Below are 17,960 nucleotides of genomic sequence, written 5' to 3'. Positions count from 1 at the left end.
ATCGGTGCGGATATACAACCAGGAACGACCACATATGGCCTTGAAGTACAAAACGCCCGATGCGGTGCATCGGGCGTTTGCGCAGCAATAAATACTGTCAACCTATTTTAGGACTGGACACGCGCGGCTAAAATTACTTCAGGACCACAGGCGCGCCCGCCTGCTCGCTGGCCATGCTGGACAAGGCCGCAAACAGTTCCGAGCCGTCGCGCGTGTTGATCCATGCATCGCCCACGCGCTTGTAATGAAAACCGCCGGAACGGGCGGCCACCCACATTTCGCGCATGGGGGCCTGGCTGTTGACGATGATTTTCGTGCCGTTGTCGATGAATTCGATTTCCAGCACATTGCCGCTGCGGCTGCATTCGACGTCGAGCACGTCTTCATCGTTCAGCCGATCCAGCGCCGTGGCGATCTGGGTCAGGGTGGCTTCGGCCAGGGCCAGGAATTCCGATTCGCTCATGCTACACTCCAAAGATCTTAATCAAACCGTGATTCTAATCGTGAAGTCATCCTCAGCGTTTTATATCGGCACCGCCATTGTGGTTTCCAGCGTCCTGGCCGGCTGCGGCCAGCCCGGCCCCCTGTACCTGCCCAAGCCGCCAGCGGCCAAAGGCGCGCCAGCCAAGGGCCCGGTCGAACCGGCCCCCGTGCCACCGCCACCGGTCATCGTGCCAGCCACCTAAACGGAACGCAGCGGGGTGGCTGTCTTCGCCGCCCTGGCGCTCTTCTCTCGCTTGTTCCAGGCGAAAACAACGCGTATTAGCAGCAGTAGCGCGACGATACTGCCGAACAGGATCGGTTGCGCGAAATTATGCTTGCCCGCTTTCATCCACCAGAAGTGCAGGATGCCCAGCGGTGCAATGACATAGATCAGCCGGTGGAGCCACTGCCAGCGCTTGCCACCAAGGCGCTTGACCATGCCATTCGTGCTCGTCACGGCCAGCGGAATGAGCAAGACGAAGGCGATGAAACCCACCGTGATGAACGGCCGCTTGAGTACATCCTTCCACATTTCCTGCACATCAAAAAAGTGATCGAACCATAAAAACGTGGTGAAGTGCAGCGCCGCGTAGAAAAACGCGAACAGGCCCAGCATGCGGCGCAGCTTGATCAGCCAATTCCATTGCGTGAAGCGCCGCAAGGGCGTGATAGCCAGGCTGATGCACAGGAAATACAGGGTCCAGTCGCCCGTGCCACGCGTGATGAATTCCAGCGGCTCCACCAGTTGCCCCGTGTACGTCAGCCAGACCATGCGCGCGAACGGCAGCAGCGCCAGAAGAAAAACCAGGCTTTTGAATACCGACAATTGTCTCGGCGTGGGGTTGAGGGCCATAGTCTTTCCTTAAAAGAACTTCTTCAGATCCATGCCCGCGTACAAGGAAGCGACATCGTTGTAGCCGTTGAACATCAGGGTCTTGCGCTTGCGCGTGAGAAATCCGTCTTCGCCGATGCGCCGCTCGGACGCCTGCGACCAGCGCGGATGATCGACGTTCGGGTTCACATTCGAGTAAAAACCGTATTCGGACGGCGCCGACAGGTTCCAGGACGTGCGCGGCTGTTCCTTGACGAAACGGATCTTGACGATGGATTTGGCCGACTTGAAACCATATTTCCACGGCAAGACCATGCGCACGGGCGCGCCGTTCTGGTTCGGCAAGGTTTCGCCATACATGCCCAGGGTCAGCAGCGCCAGCGGGTGGTTCGCCTCATCGATGCGCAAGCCTTCCGTATAGGGCCACTGCAGCACGCGGCTACCCACGCCCGGCATCTGCTTCTTGTCGGCCAGGGTGATGAATTCCACGTACTTGGCATTGCCCGTCGGCTCGACCTTCTTGATGATTTCCGAGAAGGAATAACCGACCCACGGGATGACCATCGACCAGCCTTCCACGCAGCGCAGCCGGTAGACGCGCTCTTCCAGCGGCGCCAGCTTCAGCAAGGCATCGAGATCGAGGGTCATGGGTTTCTTGACCTCGCCTTCGATGCTGACCGTCCACGGCCGCGTGCGCAAGGTGCCCGCGTTTTGCGCAGGGTCGCTCTTGTCCGTACCGAATTCGTAGAAATTGTTGTAGCTGGTGGCGTCTTTATAGGCCGTCTGCTTTTCCAGCGCCGAATAGGCGGGATTGAGCTTGGCAGCCAGCTTGGGATTGGTGCCTTGCGCAAACGCTTCGCGACTGGCCATTTCCAGCAAGGCCGCGCTGGACATCGAGCCCAGGGCGATTTGTTTGATGAAGCTGCGGCGCGATTCAAACACGGCGCGCGGCGTGATTTCGGAAGAATACGGCAATTCGATGCCGTTGGGACTGCGCTTAATCAACATGGCGGCTCCGGAAAAAGGTGATTGGATACACCTTACACCAGTTTTTCCGGGCCGTTCATGACGCTTCTGTCATGCAAAAATCAATTACAGTTTGCCGTAAGAATGCAGGCCGGAAAGGAACATATTCACGCCCAGGAAGGCAAACGTCGTCACCAGCAAGCCCACCAGCGCCCACCAGGCGGCAACACGGCCGCGCAAGCCCGTCATCAATCGCATGTGCAGCCAGGCTGCATAGTTGAGCCAGACGATCAGCGCCCAGGTTTCTTTCGGGTCCCACGACCAGTAGCCACCCCACGCTTCGGCCGCCCACAGGGCACCCAGGATGGTCGCTACCGTGAAGAAGGCGAAGCCGACGGAAATGGCCTTGTACATGACGTCGTCGAGCACTTCCAGCGACGGCAGGCGGTCGACCAGGTAGCCGCTCGACTTGAGCAGGTACGCCGCGGCCACCATGGCCGACAGGGCGAAGGTGCCGTAGCCGATGAAGTTGGCCGGCACGTGGATCTTCATCCACCAGCTTTGCAGGGCCGGCACCAGCGGCTGGATTTCGGCCGCGTCGCGCGTGACCGTGTACCACATCAGGAACACCACGGCCGCCGAAATGACCAGCATGACGAAGGCGCCCAGCTGGCGCGTCGCATAGTGTTGCTCGTAGTACAGGTAGAACATGGCCGTGATCAGGGAAAACAGGATGAACACTTCATACAGGTTCGAGACGGGAATATGGCCCACGTCGGCGCCGATCAGGTAAGACTCGTACCAGCGCACCAGCATGCCCGTCAGGCCCAGCACCACGCCGGCCCAGCACAGCAGGGAGCCGACGGACGAGCCGAATTCCGAGCGCGCCACCAGGCCGATCCAGTAGAACAGGGTCGACAGCACGAACAGAGTGCCCATCCACAAGATGGCGGACTGGCTCGACAAGATGTATTTGAGGAAAAATTTCTGGTTCGCCATCTCCAGATGGCCGGCGTACAGCTCGATGGCGAACAGCGACAGCACGGCCGCCACGGGGATCAGCCAGCGCACGGGCTTCCAGTACCAGCCCAGCCACGCGAACGTGGGCGCCGCAGCCAGCAGGATGGCTTTTTCATAGATATCCATGAAGGCGCCAAAGCGCATCAGGCCGAACAGGGAGGCCGCCAGCAAGCCGGCGCCATACAGCCAATCGATCAGGCTCAGGCGCTTGAAAAATCCTGGTTCCTGCGTATATATTTGCTTGTTTGCCAATTCCATCATTTTCTCCATTCCCGGCGACGCGCAAGCGTCCCGAAACTCAGCCAATCCAACTCAGCGCAGCTTACGCCGATTGCGGCAGCTTTGCCTTCAAAGTCTCAAATTCTTTTTCAAAATCCAGCGTCTTGCGTTGCGTGCTCATGGCCATCAGCGCTTCGCTGCCGCCTTCGCCATCCTTGATCCACACCCACAGGCGGCGCTCGCGGATATAAAACATGGAAAACACGCCGATCACGAGGAACAAACAACCGAGGTACACCACGCTCTTGCCTGGCGAACGCGTCACTTGCAGCACGGACGCCTTGATTTCCGTGAACTCGTCGAGCTGCAGATACACGGGCGCGCCATAGAAGAAGCTGTCGGACAGCGCATTCGTGGCCAGCTGCAGGAAGCGGCCGTGCTTGTCATCGGCCTCGATGGCTTTCAAGCCATCCTGGGCGCGCGCCGCCTGCCACAAATCCCACAGGCTGCCGTTCAAGATCTTCATGAAGATATCGGCCGCTTTTTCTTGCTCGGCGGCAGGAATTTTCTCCAGGAAACGCGAAATGGCCAGGAAACCGCCCTCTTGCCCATTGCCGGCAAAGATGCCCAGGCTTTTCGCCGCCGATTCCTGCAGCTGGCCGCGCAAGGCTTCCGCGTTCGCCTGCGGCATGGCGCGCGCCGCATAGCGCGTGGCAGCTTGCTGGCGCAGCGCGGGATCTTGCAGCGCGGCACGCAAGCGCATCCATTCCGTCACGCTGTAATTGTCATCGACGGGAATGCGCAGATAGCTGAACGGGTCGCTGGGGTTGACGCGCATGCCGGCCAGAAACACCGTCGTGCCATCCACGGTGACAGGCTGCATGTAGTTCTGGTACTCGCGCGCCTGGCCCGTCTTGTCGCGCAATTTGTATTGCACCGAGGGGCCCACGTTCTTGAGATCCTTGTTATTCGCATTCTTCGCGGCCGAACCGAGGCGCTTGTCCAGGCCGACGGCAAATTTATCGTTGAAACTTTCCGCCTTGCTGACGGCGCGCACATCCTGGCCGGCGCTGAGGTTTTCCACGTTGAATGGACGGAAACCCGACCATTCCACCGTGTAGGAATTGCCATCGCTGCGCTCGAGCGGCGTGCTGCCGCCCACTTCGCCGCCGATATCGAAGCGTTTCGTCGTCTTGCCCGTCATGGGAAAACCCGTCAACTTGAGCTTGCTGCCGCCATCCTCAAAGCTGGACTGGTACAGGGCCAGGCCCTTGTACAGCAGCGGCTGGTTGACTTTGATGGTGGCTGGGAAACTTTCACCCGTGACATGGTCGGTGATGACGACATCGCTGGCAAACAGCTTCGGCATGCCCGTGCTGTAGAAATCGATATGGAATTTTTTCAGCAAAATCGTGATCGGCAGATCCTGGATCAGCACGCCATCGGCCTGGGGAATGATGGCCGTGTTGCTCGACGAGCCTTCCGGGATCATGGTGTTGCCGCGGAAAGTGGGGTTCGACAGGCTCAAACGGTGCTGGGCGGGAATGTCGGCGATCACGCCGCTGCCGGAAAACGGCGTCTTGCCAAAGAACCATTGCTGTACGCGGATAGGCATTTCCGAGTCGAGCAAGCCGCCCACGCAGATGATGACGATGGCGCCGTGGGCAAAGATATAGCCCCATTTATTGGCCGCGCCGCGCTTGGCCGCCACCAGGGTAGCGTTGTCCTTCTCGACCACCTTGGCCGCATAACCGCTGTCTTTCAGGCGCATCACCATCTGCTGCGCCAGCACGGCGCGCGGCAGCGGCACCTGCCATTCCATCTTGTGATGGAAATTGCGCAACGATTGCTCGCGCACATTGTCGCGCCAGCTGCGCATATCCTTGAGCATCTTCGGCGCATTGCGCACGATGCACAGCGAAGTCGAGGCGACCAGGAAACCCATGATCACCAGGAACCACCAGGCCGAATACACGGAATACAGGCTCAGCTTGTCGAAGACGGCGAACCAGAACGGACCGAACTGGTTCACATAATTGGGCATGGGCTCGTTCTGCTTGAGCACGGTGCCGATGATGGACGCGACGGCGATCAGGGTCAGCAGGCTGATGGCAAAGCGCATCGACGAGACCAGCTCGACAAATTCAGCCAGGCTGCGGCGTTGGGTCTTTAACTCGATTCCGGTCGTGCCTGTGCTCATACGTGGATACTCATACGGGATATGCAATCTTCAAGAAAATTTAGGCATGGAGCAAATAGTTTCTCCGCGCAAGGCGGCAGCATACTCCAGTTTTGGCCCTTGCCATAAAAAAGGGCAGCCTGTTGAGACGGCCGCCCTGGTTCATGCGCGCTGCTGCGCCTGGCAATCTCTTGCCACTATGAAAACTTACTTCAGACCGGCGATGTAATCGGCCACGGCGGCAATCTCGTCATCCGACATGCGGGCGGCGATGGTATGCATTTGCGCGCTGTTCTTGCGGGCATCAGCCTTGGTACTGCGGAACATGGTCAGCTGGGCCACCGTGTAGTCCTGGTGCTGGCCGGCGATGCGCGGATACTGGACGGGAAGACCATTGCCCGTCGCGCCATGACAGCTGGCGCAGGCAGCAACTTGCTTGGAAGCAATACCACCACGGTAAATTTTCTTGCCCAGGTCAATCGTATCCTTGTTTTTCGCGGCGCCCGGCTTGGACAGCTGCGCGCCCAGGTAGGCGGCGATATTCTTCTTGTCAGCGTCGCTGAGCATCTTCGCGTACGTCGTCATGACGGGCTGGCTGCGCTCCGGCGTGGTGAAATCGACCAGTTGCTTGTAAATATAGCTTTCGTGCTGGCCGGCCAGCTTCGGGTTGACCGTGATGGTCGAGTTGCCGGCCGCACCATGGCAAGATACGCAGGCAGGCAAGCCGCGCGCCGCATCGCCATCGGCGTACAGGGTAGCGCCCTTGGCGGCATCGGCCTTGACAGCCGGTTTCGGTGCTTCGACCGCGGAAGCAGTTGCCGATACAGCCAGCAAAGCGAGCAGCATGGATTTGAACAACGGTGAAAACGCACGATTCATTCAGGCACCCTGAGACAGTGAGAAATTAGTGGTGGACATTGCCGCGCTCCTGAGATTTTTGATTTATTTTCAGGGCCGCAAGCCGCATCGCTGCTACGCCGGCAACAATTAACAATCCCTTATTGTACAATAGCTTCTTGGCGTTATCGCTCCCTTATCGCTCCATTTTGTTGCTTTACTACTCCCATGTCAAAACTCTGGCAAGCCCGCTTCTTTACGACCGTCAACCAATTGCGTGACCTGCCCGATACCACGGTGCCGGAAATCGCTTTTGCCGGCCGCTCCAATGCCGGTAAATCGACCGCCATCAACATCTTGTGTAATCAGAAAGGCTTGGCGTTCGCCTCCAAGACACCTGGCCGTACCCAGCACATCAACTACTTCTCCATCGGCGGCGCCCACGTGGCGCAGCACCGCAAGGATGCCACCATCGTCGAAGAGATCGAATGCCTGCTGGTCGACTTGCCGGGCTATGGCTACGCGGAAGTCTCGGGCTCGGCCAAACTGCACTGGCAGCGCCTGCTGGGCGACTACGTGCAGCGTCGCGAGCAATTGGCAGGCCTGGTCCTGATCATGGATTCGCGCCGTCCGTTCACCGACCTGGACGTCCAGATGCTGGAATGGTTCGCCCCGACGGGTAAACCGATCCACTGCATCCTGACGAAGGTCGATAAGCTGAACCGCAATGAATCCGTGAATGCCTTGCGCCAGGCGAAAGCCAAGCTCGACAGCTATGTGGATGAAGACGGCGTCGGCTTCCCGTTCACCGTGCAACTGTTCTCGGCCTTGAAAAGAGTCGGCATCGACGAAGCCAATGACAAGATCATGGAACTGGCCGGCATCAGCGAAGATGGCGCGGCCCAGATGGTCGAACTGATCGAGATGGAAGACGACGTCGAACCGGAAGCGGGAACCGACAAACCGGCTTGATCGAGATCAACACTACGTAAAAAGGCTGCCCGTTCACACGGTGCAGCCTTTTCTTATTGCGCTGAGCGTTTAACGCCGTCCCGGCCCTGGCCGCTTCTCCGAAAAGAATTCCTGGCGCAGGAAGGCGCTCAGTTCGGCCGTGTCTTCCACGCGGGCGCTGAGGTTGACGTTGCGCCCCAGGCGCCGCGATTCCCACACGAAGTCGCCCGGTTTTTCGGCACGGATCAGCTGGATCATCTTCTTGATGATGGCCGTTTCGATATCGGGTTCATTGCCCAGTTCCACTTTTTCCTGCTTCAGCCAATTGCGCTTGAAGTTGCCATTCCAGCCCTTGAACTTGACTTCGGCACTGAAGGAGGTCTGGTTGACGATGGAAAACACGCCACCCGAATCCTCGCGGTCGCTGCCGGAATTGCGGCCCTGGGCACCGGCGATATTCGCCTTGGCCACGCGCATGGCGCGGTCGTTCTCGCTTTCCTCGGCAGGCGGCGTGGGGTTCTGCGCCTCACGCTGCTTGCGGCGCTGCTCGATCATCGAACTCATGTCTTCGGCCGGCGGCGGCGGCAACGGCACTTTCGATACCAGCGGCGGCGTGAAGGTTTCCAGTTTTGGCTTGTCGCGCGGCACGTCCTTGGTCACCACGCGCTTGCTCGGCGCCGGCGGCGGTTTCACCTTGGCCACTTTCGTGTCCTTCGGCTTGGGCGTGGGTTTCGGTTGCGGCTTCGGTTGCGGCTTGTCCTTCAGGGGCGCGATGTAGACCATCGCGCTTTCCTTCTTCGGCGGCGGGATCTTTTCGATCTTGTCGCTGCGCAATAGGACATACGCCGCCAGCAGCACGTGCAGCAAGACGGACACGCCGAGCGCAACCTTGCGCGTGGTGCTGGTCCTGGACCCGTAGGCCGGCGGTGGCTGGATCACTTGCCCGCAGGTGGGGCAAACAGCGGAATCGGCAGCCAACAAATGGGTCGTGTCATGCAAAATGAATCGTGCTTTCTGTGTAGCGAAGAAATAACATTACAGGGCAGCCATAGTGCCAGAGTCCCTTGCTTTTGGGAACACTTCCTCGGCCTTTCCAACCCGAAGCGTACAGGATAGCGACATTCCTTGCAGCGCTGACCAGAGTACCCGAGCCGTCTCTTGACGGTTGTTACCGTATGTATCACTGCCCATACAAAACCGGCGCTCCATTCACGCAGGAATGGGGCGCCGGTCACGGGTCAACGGGTAACGCAAGCGCTCAAGCCTTGCTGTCGAGTGCCACCAGTTGCTCGTCCGTCACCGGCCCCGTGCCGCTGTACTTGTCCAGGAACAAATAGATGACGGGAGTGATGAACAGGGTAATCACTTGTGAAAACAGCAATCCACCGACCACTGCCAGGCCCAGCGGCTGGCGCAGCTCGGCGCCAGCGCCCAGGCCCAAGGCGATGGGCAAGGCACCCATCAAGGCCGCCGCCGATGTCATCATGATGGGGCGGAAACGCAGGATGCACGCCTGGCGGATGGCTTCAGGCGGGCTCATGCCCTCATTGCGCTGCGCATGCAGGGCAAAGTCGATCATCATGATGGCGTTTTTCTTGACGATACCGATCAGCATCAAAATGCCGATGATGGCGATCATCGTCAGGTCCATGCCGAACAGGCGCAAGGTCAACAGCGCCCCCACGGCCGCCGACGGCAAGCCGGCCAGAATGGTCAGCGGGTGGATATAGCTTTCATACAGCACGCCGAGCAGCACATAGATCACGGCCAGCGCGGCGATGATGAGGATGATCTGGCTGGACTGCGAATCCTGGAACACGGCCGCATCGCCGCCGTAGCGCGTGATGATGGAGGCCGGCAAGCTCATGTCCTTGCCCATCACGTCGATCTTGCCCGTGGCGACACCCAGCGGCACGTCCGGTGCCAGGTTGAAGGAGATCGTCACGGCCTGCAACTGCCCCTGGTGATTCACGGACGTGGGGCCAATCGTGCGTTCCACGTAGGCAATACTTGACAGTTTCACCAGTTCGCCCGACTTGCTGCGCACGGACACGCGCGTGAGCGCATCGTCATACTGGCGATCCGCCGTGGCCGCTTCCAGGATCACGTAATAGCTCGCTGCCGACGAATAGATGGTCGACACTTGCCGTTCGCCAAACGTGCTGTACAGGGCCGTGCGGATATCGGACATTTGCACGCCCAGCAGATTGGCCTTGTCGCGGTCGATCCGCAGGGACGCCTGCAAGCCCTTGATCTGCGAATCGCTGGTGACGTCGCGGAACGCGGGATCGGCGCGCATGCCAGCAATAAACTTTTCCGCCCAGTCATTCAAGGCATCGGGGCTGACGCTTTGCAGGGTGTACTGGTAGCGGCTCTTGCTCTGGCGTCCGCCCAGTTGCAAGTTTTGCACGGGACGGAAATACACGGCCATGCCGGGCACGGTACTCGTCGCGCGGCGCAGGTTTTCCAGCACCACGGGCATTTTCGGCCGTTCGCTGCGCGGTTTCAGCACCATGAACATGCGGCCCGTGTTGCCGCCACCGACGAACGAGGTCACATCCTGCACGCTGGGGTCGGCCTTGAGCACGGCCGCCACGCGCGCTTGCAAGTCCTGCAATGCCGCCGAGGAAATATCCTCCGACGCTTCCGTATTCACCTGGATCTGGCCCAGGTCTTCCTCAGGGAAGAAACCCTTCGGAATGGTCGCGTACAGCAGCACCGTCAGGCCGAACGTGCACACGGCGATGAACAGCACCACGTTGCGGTGCGCCAGGGCCTTGTCGAGCAGATGCACATATCCGTTGCGCAACTTCGTGAACCCCGCCTCGAAGTGGCGGCCGATGAAGGACTTTTCGCCATGCGTGGGGTCGCCGTCATTGTGTTCGCGCGAGTCGGCCGGCAGGAAGCGGCTGGCCAGCATCGGCACCAGGGTCAGCGACACGATGGCCGAGACGAGGATGGACAGCGAGACGACGACGGCAAACTCATGGAACAGCAAGCCGATCACGCCCGGCATGAAGAAGATGGGGATGAACACGGCCACCAGCGAGACAGAAATCGAAATAATGGTGAAACCCATTTCCTTGGCGCCCACGAGGGCCGCCTGGATCGGTTTCTTGCCCATCTCGATATGGCGCACGATGTTTTCCAGCACCACGATGGCATCGTCGACCACCAGGCCCACGGCCAGGGTGATGCCCAGCAGGGAGATATTGTCGAGGCTGTAGCCGAGCCAGTACAGCAGGGCCAGCGCACCGAGCAGGGAAATCGGCATGGTGACAGCCGGAATGAAGGTGGCCGCCGCACGGTGCAGGAACAAAAAGATCACCAGCACCACCAGGATCACCGTCAAGGCCAGGGTCAGGTTGACGTCGTGAATCGCTTCGCGGATCGAGACGGAACGGTCGTTGACCAGACTGATCTGGATAGAGGCAGGCAATTGCGCCTTGAAACCCGGCAAGAGTTTGCGCACGGCATCGACCACTTGCACCGTGTTCGCATCCGGTTGGCGCTGCACCAGCAAGGTGATCGAGCGCTCGCCGTTGAAACTGCCGGCCGTCTTGGTTGACTGGAAACTGTCTTCCACCTCGGCTACTTCCTTCAGGCGCACGGGCTGGCCATTGCGCGTGGCGACGATGAGTTCGGCAAAATCGGCCGCCTTCATCATCTGCGGGTTGCCCTGGATGGTCAGCGTCTGGCTGGGGCCATCGAGGATGCCCAGCGGTGAATTCGTGTTCGAGGCGCGCAGTGCGGTGGCCAGTTCATCCATCGTCAGGTTGCGCGCGTTCATCAGGTCGGCACGGGCGCGCACGCGCACGGCGAAGCGTTTCTGGCCGTTCACGCTGACCTGGGCCACGCCAGGCAAGGTCGACAGGCTGGGCGCAATCAGGTTTTCCGCATAATCATTCAGATCCGACAAGTTCAGCGATGGCGACGTCATCTGGATGAACAGCACGGGCGCATCGGCCGGATTGACTTTGCGGTAGGACGGCAAGTCCGTCATTTCCGTCGGCAACTGGCGCTGCGCGCGCAGCAGGGCCGCCTGCACGTCGACGGCGGCCTCGTTGACATTGATGCTGGCGTCAAACTCCAGGGTCAGCGACGTATTGCCCAGGGTACTCGTGGAGGTGATCAGGCTCAGGCCGGCAATCGTGGAAAACTGCTTTTCCAGCGGCAAGGCCACGGAAGACGCCATGGTCTCGGGGCTGGCGCCGGCCAGGTCGGCGCTGACGTTGATGACGGGCGTGTTATAGCTCGGCAAGGCTGCCACGGGAATGTGGCCATACGCCAGCACGCCGGCCAGGATGATGGAGAGGGACAGCAGCACCACCATGACGGGGCGGCGGATGCTCAGTTCGGACAGGTTCATGCTGGCTTGCCCTGCGGTGCGGCAGCGCCATCGGCGGCCTTGTGTTTTTCCGCCAGGCGCACCTTGCCACCAGGACGCAGGTTCTGCTTGCCGTCGACGATGACTTTTTCGTCGCCGGTCAATCCGGTGACGACGGCATTCGGGCCGAACGCATACACGCGGGCAATCTTGCGCACCTTGGCCGTATTATCGGCTTCCATCGAATACACGAAGATGCCCGTGGTATTGGTAATGATGGCGTTTTGCGGGATGACCAGCGCATCCTTGAGCGTGCGCACCGTCAGCTGCGTATTCACATACTGGCCAGGCCACAGGTCGGTAGCGCCATTGTTGAAACGGGCCTTGACCTTGATCACGCCCGTGGCGGGATCGACGGCATTGTCGATGAAACTCAGCTTGCCTTCCAGTTGCTTGCCGCCCGCATCGGCCAGCAGCGCCTTGACCGCCACCTCGCCCGCCTTCTGCGCCGCCAGCAAGCCCGACAGACTGCTTTCCGGCAAGGTGAAGACCACATCGATCGGGTCGAGCTGGGTGATGCTGGTGAGCGAAGTAGCCGGCTGCACCAGGCTGCCCGCGTACACATTGATGGCGCCTACCCTGCCCCCCTGCGGCGCGCGCAGGACGGTGTAGCTGGAATCGACCTGCGCGGCGCGTAAGGCGGCCTGGTCGGCGGCCAGCAAGGCGCGTGCCGCGTCGAGCTGGCTTTGCAGGGTATCCACGGCGCCCTGGGCGATGAAGTTCTTGCTCAGCAAATCCTGGCTGCGCTTGAGCTGGCGTTCGAGGTCCAGCACCGAGGCGCGGTCGCGCAAGACTTGCGCCTGCGCCTTGTCGACATTCGCGTGCTCGCTGCGGGCGTCCAGCGTAAACATCAGTTCGCCCTGTTTGACGAACTGGCCTTCGCGGATGTGCACCTTGGTGATCGTACTGGTCGTCTGCGGATGCAGGTCGACGCTGCTGATGGGCGTCACGCTGCCATTGGCTTGCAGCAGCATCGGCACATCCTGTCGCAGCGGCGCGACCACACTTACCGTGGTCGGTCCCTGTCCGCCCTTGCCCCCTTTGCCATCCTGCCCACCGGCCGCTTTGCCCGACTGATGATTGAAATACCAGATGCCGCCACCGATACACAGGGCGGCACCCACGAGGATTGCCAGGCTAGTCTTTTTCATTGTTCTGTCACGCTGTTGCAGCGCAGGGCTGCAGGTTGAATGTAGTTGCCAGGGGGCGTAAAGCACAATATTGTCGCACGGAAATGCTCACTTTCCCGCGTAATACTCTGGCACGATCAGGGTGACTTCCAGTCCACCGTCGACATGATTCAGCAGTGAAACCGTGGCGCCATGCTGCTCGGCGATGTTGCGCGCGATGGTCAGGCCCAGGCCCGTGCCGCCCGATTCGCGCGAACGCGAGGTCTCGATACGATAAAACGGTTCGAACACTTTGGCCAGCTGATCTGGCGCAATGCCGGGACCGCCGTCGCGGATGCGGATGCGCGCCGCGCCGGCGATGCGCTCGACCGTCACCTGCGCGTACTGGCCATATTTGACGGCATTGTCGATCAAGTTCACCAGGCAGCGCCGCATGGCGATGGGCCGGCCCATCAAGGCCATGCTGGCCTGCCCGGCCAGGGTCACGTTCTGGCCAGCATCGGCCGCATCCGAGCAGACGCTATCTAACAGGGAATCGAGATCGAGCGCCTGCATCGCTTCCGTGCTGTCCATCGAGCGGGCCAGGTCCAGCCCCTCCTTGACCATGCTCTGCATGGCCGACAGGTCGCCCACCAGGCGCTCATATAATTCCGTATCGGCCACCTTTTCCAGGCGCAAGCGCAAGCGCGTCAGCGGCGTCTGCAAGTCGTGCGTGATGGCGGCCAGCATTTGTGTACGTTGGGAAATATGCTGGCGGATGCGCGCCTGCATGGCATTGAAGGCGGCGCTGGCCTGGCGGATCTCGCTGGCGCCCGACAGGGTCAGCGGCGGATGGTTGATGTCGTTGCCCAGGTCTTTCGCCGCCTGCGCCAGCTGCTTCAGCGGACGCATGGTCATGCGCGTGACCAGGTAAGCGAGGATGGCGATGCTGATCAGGAAAGGCAGCAGGGTCATCCAGTCGTTATGTTCATTGAACGGTGGCTGCTGGCGCGGCGGCAAGACCATCAGGCGCAGCACATGACCGTCCTGCATGCGCACGTCGAGATTTTCGCAGGTACCGCCCCATGGTTTGGCGCCGAACATGCCAGGCGACTGGCGCGGCTTGACGCAGGCTTCCGGGCGTTCGGCCAGCGCGCTGACCTTGAAACCCTCGCCCAGCTTGGCTTGCAGGGCGCTGGAAAATTCCGTCGGCGCGCCGGGCACATGTTCCGTGTCGGGACGCAATTCCAGGCGCACGCTGCCCTTGTTGGCCACCTTCAGGTAGGCGGCGCGCGAGGCCAGCGGTACCACGTCGGCCGCCATCACCAGCTGCTCGGCCCGCTCGACGGCATGGTAGTCGCGGTATTGCTCGATGGCACGCTGGCGTTCGCCCACGGCCAGCCACTGCGTCAGCGCGGCCGAAGCGACGATGCCGATCAGCAAAAACATGAAGACTCTGCCCGTCATCGACCCCAGGAAGGCCTTCACGCGTGCGGCTCCACGTTGACTTGCCCGGCCAGCACGTAGCCGCCATTGCGCACGGTCTTGATGATTTGCGGCAAACGGGCATCTTCACCGAGTTTTTGCCGCAAGCGGCTGATCTGGATATCGATCGAGCGGTCGAACGGGTCGGCGTCGCGCCCCTGCGTCAGGTTCAGCAACTGGTCGCGGTTGAGCACGCGGTTCGGGTGTTCCAGGAACACGCGCAGCAAGCGGAATTCCGCGCCCGACAGCATGATCACCAGGCCGCTGGGATTGAGCAGGTGGCGCGCCGTGAGATCCAGCGTCCAGCCGGAAAAGCGGATTTGCTGCGCCTTGTCAGAAGGCACGTTCGACGGCATGGCATGGCTGCGGCGCAACACGCTGCGTATGCGCGCCAGCAATTCGCGGGGCTCGAACGGCTTCGGCAAATAATCATCGGCCCCCATTTCCAGGCCCAGGATGCGGTCCAGCGGCTCATTACGCGCCGTCAACATGATCACCGGCACCGTCGATTGGGCACGCAGCTTGCGGCACAAGGTCAGGCCATCGTCGCCAGGCAGGTTCAAATCGAGCACGATCAGGTCGGGCCGCGTTTCGTCGAGAATTTTCCACATGGCCGTGCCATCCGCCGCGCCCAGGGTGCGGTAGGCGTTCGTTTCCAGGTAGTCCGCCAGCAAGCTGCGGATGTCGCGGTCATCGTCGACGATGAGAATTGTAGAAGTGGGTTCCATGGTACGAATTATCCCCACTTCCCCCACCCTTGCACAGCGCATTTGTATCGTCTTGTATATAGGAGACCCGAAGAAACATATAGATACAAACTGTCTGACAGCGGACACTTCGGGGAAACATGGAGCGTCCACCATGGATTCATGTGCAGCAACATGTACATCCCTCATCTTTTACAAAGGAATCCAGATGAACGCCTCAATGACAACCTTGCGCAAGAATTTGATCATCGCCATGAGCGTACTCGGCATGGGTGCGGCATCGCTGACCGTCCACGCCCAGGAAGCGGCCGCCAGCGCGCCTGCCGCCAGCACCAAGATGCAACATGATGGCCAGCGCGGCCAGCACCGCGGTGGCAACCCGGCCGAACGCATGGCCAAGTACCAGGCCCGTCTGCACGACAAGCTGAAGCTGACAGCCGCGCAGGAACCTGCCTGGGCCACATTCACGGCCGCCAATGCACCGAAAAAACCGATGGGCGACTGGAAGGCCAGGCACGAAGCGATGGCCAAACTGTCGGCGCCAGAACGCATGGAACAATGGATCGCCATGTCGAAAGAACGCATCGCCAGCCAGGAAAGCCGTCTGGCCTCGCTGAAAACCTTTTATGCCGTGCTGACGCCGGAACAAAAGAAAGTGTTTGATGACAGCGTGCCTGGCGGCAAGCACGGCGGCCATCGCGGTGGCCACCATGGCGGTCAGGACGGCATGCAGCAGCATCCCAAAGCCGGTTAAGTTTTCGCGGGTGCAAAAACAGAAAAAGCCTGCGATGCAGGCTTTTTCTTGTTGGTCAGACAAGTGGCCGCTTACTGTCCATCGAGCTTGCGCAAGGAAGTCAGGAACGTCGATGCATTCTGGAAGCCGATCACGCGCGACTGGGCGATTTCCTGCCCTTGCGGGTTGAACATGATGATGCCAGGCGGGCCGAACAGCTGGAAACGCTTCAGCATGGCCTTGTCGTCCGCATCGTTGGCCGTCACGTCCACTTGCAGCAGCACGGCTTGCCCCATCTTCTCGCGCACGGCGGGATCGACGAAGGTCAGCTTTTCCATCTCGATGCAGGACACGCACCAGTCGGCATAAAAGTCCAGCAAGGCCGGCTTGCCACCCAGCTGTGCCAGCGCCGCGTCGAGCTGCGCCACGGTCTTCACGCGTGTAAAAGGTTGCGCATGCACCTGGCCACCGCCCAGGTGTGCCAGCGGCGCCAGCGGGTCGCGGCCACCGCTGGCCACGCCCACCAGTTGCATCGCACCCAGCACGGCAAACACCAGGCCGAAGGCCTTGGCGATCCAGGCGTTCCGCGCGCCGCTCTTGCCCACCAGCAAATACATGCCATAGCCGACGAACAGCACCGTCCAGCCCAGCATCTGCACGGCGCCCGGCAGCACGGGCGAGACCAGCCACCAGGCCACGCCCAGCTGCAGTACGCCAAAGAAGCGCTTGACGGCATCCATCCAGGCGCCGGCGCGCGGCAGCAAGGTGCCGGCCGAGACGCCGACCAACAGCAAAGGCACGCTCATGCCCACCGCCATGGCAAACAGGGCGCTGCCGCCGATGACGACGTCGCGCGTCTGGCTGATATACAGCAAGGCACCGGCCAGCGGCGCGGCCACGCATGGCCCCACGATCAGGGCGGAAATGGCGCCCATGACGAACACGCCCGCCAGGCGGCCCGACGATTGCTGATTCGATACGGACGTCAGCTTGCCTTGCAGGAAAGCCGGCACTTGCAGCTCATAAAAACCGAACATCGACAGCGCCAGGCCCGCCATCAGCAAGGCGAAAAAGCCCAGCACCCACGGGTTTTGCAGCTGGGCCGCCAGGCCTTCGCCCGCCAGGCCCGCTGCCACGCCCAGCGCCGTGTAGACGATGGCCATGCCCAGCGCGTAGGTCAGCGACAGCAGCAAGCCGCGCGAGCGGCTGACCTTGGCGCCATCGCCGATGATGATCGACGACAAGATCGGCACCATCGGCAGCACGCACGGGGTGAACGCCAGCCCCAGGCCCAGCAGCATGAACAGGGGCACGATGACCAGCAGCTTGCCGCCCTTCAGCGCCGATTCGATCTTGCCCAGCTCGTTTTGCGCGGGCGCCGGGCTTGCCGCCACAGGAACCGCCGCCACAGGGTCGGGCGTGGCCGTGATATCGGGATTGGCGATGCTCAGCACGGATACGCCAGGCGATGCTTGCGCCTGCGGGCCGTTGACGGCCGCGATGTCGACTGCCGGCGCGGCCGGCAAGGTGAATTTCGACGGCAGGCCAGTGCCGGGAGCCACGCTCTGGCCACCGCCACCGCCCACCAGCTGGGCCGTGGCATCCTGCGGCGCATAGCACAGGCCCTTGTCGGAACAGCCCTGCCCCGTCGCCTTCAGGGTGAAGGCGCCAGCGGCCTGCACGGGAATGGTGATGGTGAGCGTCTTGCGGAACGTTTCCACGTTCTTCTGGAAAGTATCGTCAAACTTGACCTTGCCAGCCGGATACACGGGCGTGCCCAGCTTGGCGCCCACGGCGTCGAACTTGAAGCGCTCATGGTACATATAGTAACCATCGGCAATCACATAGGTGACGGCGATGGTGGACGGGTCCTGCATGCGGGCGGAAAATTTGAAGGCCAGCTCGGGATCGAGGAACTCATCGTCGGCACGGGCATGGCCGGCGCCAAAAACGGCGATCAACAGGAAGCAACAGGCAGCAAACCAGGTGAGCAAAGGATGGCGTGGCGCGGCGCGCGCGGTGGCGCTGGAGAGGAAACGGGACATGAACTAC

15 protein-coding genes are annotated in these 17,960 nt (G+C 61.0%); 3 read left to right on the top strand and 12 right to left on the bottom strand.

The annotated features are described in order from the left end of the window. Positions 1 to 133: 133 nt before the first annotated feature. A complete protein-coding gene (gene cyaY / locus O0882_RS28500) occupies positions 134 to 463 on the bottom strand; it encodes an iron donor protein CyaY (protein WP_289953373.1) in 330 nt (109 codons plus the stop codon). Between the two features lie 40 nt (positions 464 to 503). On the opposite strand from cyaY, the gene O0882_RS28495 reads away from it, so the two are divergent. Continuing rightward, entirely contained in the window at positions 504 to 686 is a 183-nt protein-coding gene (locus O0882_RS28495; protein WP_034778304.1) for a lipoprotein, read from the top strand. On the opposite strand, the gene O0882_RS28490 is transcribed toward O0882_RS28495, so the two are convergent. The 5 genes from O0882_RS28490 to O0882_RS28470 form a co-directional block, all read right to left on the bottom strand. Next, the gene (locus O0882_RS28490; RefSeq protein WP_289953372.1) at positions 683 to 1,336 is read right to left on the bottom strand and encodes a protein-methionine-sulfoxide reductase heme-binding subunit MsrQ; all 654 of its coding nucleotides are present in this window, start codon (positions 1,334 to 1,336) and stop codon (positions 683 to 685) included. The two genes, O0882_RS28495 and O0882_RS28490, sit on opposite strands and share 4 nt — an antisense overlap. Before the next feature lie 9 nt (positions 1,337 to 1,345). Next, positions 1,346 to 2,323 carry a protein-methionine-sulfoxide reductase catalytic subunit MsrP gene (gene msrP, locus O0882_RS28485; RefSeq protein ID WP_289953371.1) on the bottom strand — a complete coding sequence of 326 codons (978 nt, stop codon included), beginning with the start codon at positions 2,321 to 2,323 and terminating at the stop codon, positions 1,346 to 1,348. Positions 2,324 to 2,407: 84 nt separating this feature from the next. Further along, on the bottom strand, positions 2,408 to 3,559 hold the full coding sequence (gene ccsB, locus O0882_RS28480) for a c-type cytochrome biogenesis protein CcsB (protein WP_141172908.1): 1,152 nt from the start codon (positions 3,557 to 3,559) through the stop codon (positions 2,408 to 2,410). 64 nt (positions 3,560 to 3,623) lie between these two features. Then, the gene (locus O0882_RS28475; RefSeq protein WP_289953370.1) at positions 3,624 to 5,720 is read right to left on the bottom strand and encodes a cytochrome c biogenesis protein ResB; all 2,097 of its coding nucleotides are present in this window, start codon (positions 5,718 to 5,720) and stop codon (positions 3,624 to 3,626) included. 186 nt (positions 5,721 to 5,906) lie between these two features. Beyond that, a complete protein-coding gene (locus O0882_RS28470; protein WP_289953369.1) occupies positions 5,907 to 6,578 on the bottom strand; it encodes a c-type cytochrome in 672 nt (223 codons plus the stop codon). 186 nt (positions 6,579 to 6,764) lie between these two features. Between O0882_RS28470 and yihA the strand changes: the two genes are divergently transcribed. Then, positions 6,765 to 7,508 carry a ribosome biogenesis GTP-binding protein YihA/YsxC gene (gene yihA / locus O0882_RS28465; RefSeq protein WP_289953368.1) on the top strand — a complete coding sequence of 248 codons (744 nt, stop codon included), beginning with the start codon at positions 6,765 to 6,767 and terminating at the stop codon, positions 7,506 to 7,508. Between the two features lie 69 nt (positions 7,509 to 7,577). On the opposite strand, the gene O0882_RS28460 is transcribed toward yihA, so the two are convergent. The 5 genes from O0882_RS28460 to O0882_RS28440 all read right to left on the bottom strand — a co-directional run bounded on the left by O0882_RS28460 (position 7,578) and on the right by O0882_RS28440 (position 15,196). Further along, positions 7,578 to 8,486, bottom strand: coding sequence for a hypothetical protein (locus O0882_RS28460; RefSeq protein ID WP_289953367.1), 909 nt, complete (start codon positions 8,484 to 8,486; stop codon positions 7,578 to 7,580). Between the two features lie 259 nt (positions 8,487 to 8,745). Further along, positions 8,746 to 11,856 (bottom strand): efflux RND transporter permease subunit, encoded by a 3,111-nt coding sequence (locus O0882_RS28455; protein ID WP_289953366.1) that lies wholly within the window; start codon positions 11,854 to 11,856, stop codon positions 8,746 to 8,748. Beyond that, positions 11,853 to 13,025: an efflux RND transporter periplasmic adaptor subunit gene (locus O0882_RS28450; RefSeq protein ID WP_289953365.1), complete on the bottom strand. Its 1,173-nt coding sequence runs from the start codon at positions 13,023 to 13,025 to the stop codon at positions 11,853 to 11,855. The genes O0882_RS28455 and O0882_RS28450 overlap by 4 nt, the downstream gene beginning before the upstream one ends. 87 nt (positions 13,026 to 13,112) lie before the next feature. Beyond that, positions 13,113 to 14,471 carry an ATP-binding protein gene (locus O0882_RS28445; RefSeq protein WP_289953364.1) on the bottom strand — a complete coding sequence of 453 codons (1,359 nt, stop codon included), beginning with the start codon at positions 14,469 to 14,471 and terminating at the stop codon, positions 13,113 to 13,115. Beyond that, positions 14,468 to 15,196, bottom strand: coding sequence for a response regulator (locus O0882_RS28440; protein WP_034753223.1), 729 nt, complete (start codon positions 15,194 to 15,196; stop codon positions 14,468 to 14,470). The genes O0882_RS28445 and O0882_RS28440 overlap by 4 nt, the downstream gene beginning before the upstream one ends. 187 nt (positions 15,197 to 15,383) lie before the next feature. Between O0882_RS28440 and O0882_RS28435 the strand changes: the two genes are divergently transcribed. Continuing rightward, on the top strand, positions 15,384 to 15,929 hold the full coding sequence (locus O0882_RS28435; RefSeq protein ID WP_289953363.1) for a Spy/CpxP family protein refolding chaperone: 546 nt from the start codon (positions 15,384 to 15,386) through the stop codon (positions 15,927 to 15,929). Positions 15,930 to 16,000: 71 nt separating this feature from the next. Here the strand turns inward: O0882_RS28435 and dsbD are convergent, their stop codons facing one another. Beyond that, positions 16,001 to 17,953, bottom strand: a complete 1,953-nt coding sequence (gene dsbD, locus O0882_RS28430; protein WP_289953362.1) for a protein-disulfide reductase DsbD — start codon at positions 17,951 to 17,953, stop codon at positions 16,001 to 16,003. Positions 17,954 to 17,960 lie beyond the last annotated feature (7 nt).

The sequence above is a fragment of the Janthinobacterium sp. SUN073 genome (genome assembly GCF_030397665.1).
GTDB lineage: Bacteria > Pseudomonadota > Gammaproteobacteria > Burkholderiales > Burkholderiaceae_D > Janthinobacterium.
The sequence above is the reverse complement of the archived record's forward strand: the minus strand, read 5'-3'. Positions and strand labels throughout refer to the sequence as shown.

Bases quoted from the DNA above. Each gene is read 5' to 3' on its own strand.
- cyaY (WP_289953373.1), bottom strand. From the start codon at position 463: ATGAGCGAATCGGAATTCCTGGCCCTGGCCGAAGCCACCCTGACCCAG.
- O0882_RS28490 (WP_289953372.1), bottom strand. From the start codon at position 1,336: ATGGCCCTCAACCCCACGCCGAGACAATTGTCGGTATTCAAAAGCCTG.
- msrP (WP_289953371.1), bottom strand. From the start codon at position 2,323: ATGTTGATTAAGCGCAGTCCCAACGGCATCGAATTGCCGTATTCTTCC.
- ccsB (WP_141172908.1), bottom strand. From the start codon at position 3,559: ATGGAATTGGCAAACAAGCAAATATATACGCAGGAACCAGGATTTTTC.
- O0882_RS28475 (WP_289953370.1), bottom strand. From the start codon at position 5,720: ATGAGCACAGGCACGACCGGAATCGAGTTAAAGACCCAACGCCGCAGC.
- O0882_RS28470 (WP_289953369.1), bottom strand. From the start codon at position 6,578: ATGAATCGTGCGTTTTCACCGTTGTTCAAATCCATGCTGCTCGCTTTG.
- yihA (WP_289953368.1), top strand. From the start codon at position 6,765: ATGTCAAAACTCTGGCAAGCCCGCTTCTTTACGACCGTCAACCAATTG.
- O0882_RS28455 (WP_289953366.1), bottom strand. From the start codon at position 11,856: ATGAACCTGTCCGAACTGAGCATCCGCCGCCCCGTCATGGTGGTGCTG.
- O0882_RS28450 (WP_289953365.1), bottom strand. From the start codon at position 13,025: ATGAAAAAGACTAGCCTGGCAATCCTCGTGGGTGCCGCCCTGTGTATC.
- O0882_RS28440 (WP_034753223.1), bottom strand. From the start codon at position 15,196: ATGGAACCCACTTCTACAATTCTCATCGTCGACGATGACCGCGACATC.
- O0882_RS28435 (WP_289953363.1), top strand. From the start codon at position 15,384: ATGAACGCCTCAATGACAACCTTGCGCAAGAATTTGATCATCGCCATG.
- dsbD (WP_289953362.1), bottom strand. From the start codon at position 17,953: ATGTCCCGTTTCCTCTCCAGCGCCACCGCGCGCGCCGCGCCACGCCAT.